Raw genomic sequence first — 2,021 nt, 5'->3', positions numbered from 1 at the left:
AGGAATTTTTTAAAATTACATTATTAATTTTCTGCAGGTCTTTGTATTTTTAAAAAGAGCAATTATGAAATTGATTCTAATGAATTAGAAAATGTAATAAAAAGCAATATTATTAAAGCAGAAAAAGCAAAGATTTATGAAGCGGAAAGTCCATTTGACTCAAATCCTGAATTAACAAAGGAATCAATAAAGGAACTTAAACAATTAAAAAATAACCTAATTAATGAGATTGGTAAGTATGAAGATGAAATAAAAAAACATGAAAAAAATTTAACTAATAGATTTTTTAGTTATAGAGGGTAGTAAAGAAACTATTGCAGTTGCTCTTTTTCTTCTGGCAAAACAATCCAATAACTGATAAAATTCTATGTAATAATACATAGGGGGTTATCGTTTGAAAAAGCTATTATTTATTATTGTTATGTTGTTGTTAATAAGTGCATGTGATACTAATGGGGGTGATAAAAACAAAAAAGTGAGCGGAGAGAATAATAAAGAAGTCAAAAGTGAAGAATCGGAAGATGAAAAAAACAAAGGTAGCGAGAAAGAGAAATTATCTAATGACGGAGATAAAATGTATGATCCAGAAATAGACGGAACTGTGGAATTGATGGGGACTAAAGAACCTAATGAAACGATTGATTTAGATCCGGTAAAGTTAAGGATACATACTATTAAAGTAATCAGGATGTTAAATGTTAAAGACCCTGATTTCTTAAATTACATTCAAGAATTCACTGATAAAAACACGATTGAATTCGTTCAAATTTTATATGAAATTGAAAATACAGAAGACATAAACGTAAGATTAAATTCACCTATTCGTGCAATTGTTTTAAATACAGGGGAACAAATAGAAACATTCGGAAATGATTTGGCTTATGATGATAACTATGCTAGGACACTATACGGTGAAGTAAAGAATGAATCGGCAGTCAGTATAGTTATTAAAGATTCCGACCCAAAAGATATTAATGAAATTAAAATTATCACAGGAAGAATTGACCACGGAGACACGGCAGAAACATTGGTAAATGAACAAACTATTACTTATAAATTAGATTAAAGGTAACTTAAAGACATCCCATTCGGATGTCTTTTTTCATGATCACAGAGCACATTCATAGGAACGCGCGGTTCCTGCTCTGTGATGATGGAGTGTTTTATTAAATTAGCAGGAATCTACTTCCTTTTTTCTTCTGGCAAAACCAGTAGATTATAGTATAAACAATTGCATATTTTACAGATTTCTGGGATAATAGTGGTATTATTAGATTAGGAGTTGGTAACATTGGGTAAAGAGAAAGTCAAGAAACCATTCTATAAAAAATGGTGGGTCTGGTTAATCGCTATTATTTTAATTATAGCTGTAGTAACTGGTGGCGAAGAAGATTCAAAAGAAGCAGATGAAGCAGCAAGTACTGAAGAATCTGGTCAAGATAATACGGAATCTTCTGATGAAGAGGTTGAAAGTGATGATGACAAAGAAGAGCCAAAAGAAGAGGAAGCGAAAGACGACGTGCCAAGGGAACATCAAGCGGCATTAAATAAGGCAAAATCATACGCGGAAACGATGCACATGTCAAAAGCGGGTGTTTATGATCAATTAACATCAGAGCATGGGGAAAGCTTCCCTGAAGACGCAGCACAATATGCCATAGATAATATTGAAGTTGATTGGAAAGAAAATGCGTTGAAAAAGGCAGAGTCTTATGCAGATACGATGGATATGTCAAATGACGGTATTTACGATCAATTAATTTCAGAACACGGAGAAAAATTTACCGAAGAAGAAGCGCAGTATGCTGTAGATAATTTACCGAAATAATTTAACTAAACAAAAATAACTAATATTGTGTATCTAAGTCATGTCAATGCGACATGGCTTTTTATTATAAATAAAGGTTGTACAATAAATGACGTTGGTGAGTAAAAAAACTAACCAACGTCATTTTTAAATTCATGTTCTAAGTAATGATATAGTTTTTATTTGAATATCTATCAAAGACGAGGAATAATGT

At 31.6% G+C, this 2,021-nt stretch carries 2 protein-coding genes; both read left to right on the top strand.

Going from position 1 to position 2,021, the window contains the following annotated elements; translation table 11 throughout:
• Window positions 1-394 precede the first annotated feature (394 nt).
• Entirely contained in the window at window positions 395-1,066 is a 672-nt protein-coding gene (locus ACH6CY_RS15580) for a DUF874 domain-containing protein (protein ID WP_374068227.1), read from the top strand.
• A 225-nt stretch (window positions 1,067-1,291) separates the two neighbouring features.
• On the top strand, window positions 1,292-1,828 hold the full coding sequence (locus tag ACH6CY_RS15575; protein ID WP_374068226.1) for an Ltp family lipoprotein: 537 nt from the start codon (window positions 1,292-1,294) through the stop codon (window positions 1,826-1,828).
• Window positions 1,829-2,021 lie beyond the last annotated feature (193 nt).

This window comes from Paraliobacillus sp. JSM ZJ581, from assembly GCF_044383835.1.
Classification (GTDB): Bacteria; Bacillota; Bacilli; order Bacillales; family Amphibacillaceae; genus Paraliobacillus.
This window is presented reverse-complemented; position numbering and strand designations above follow the sequence as displayed.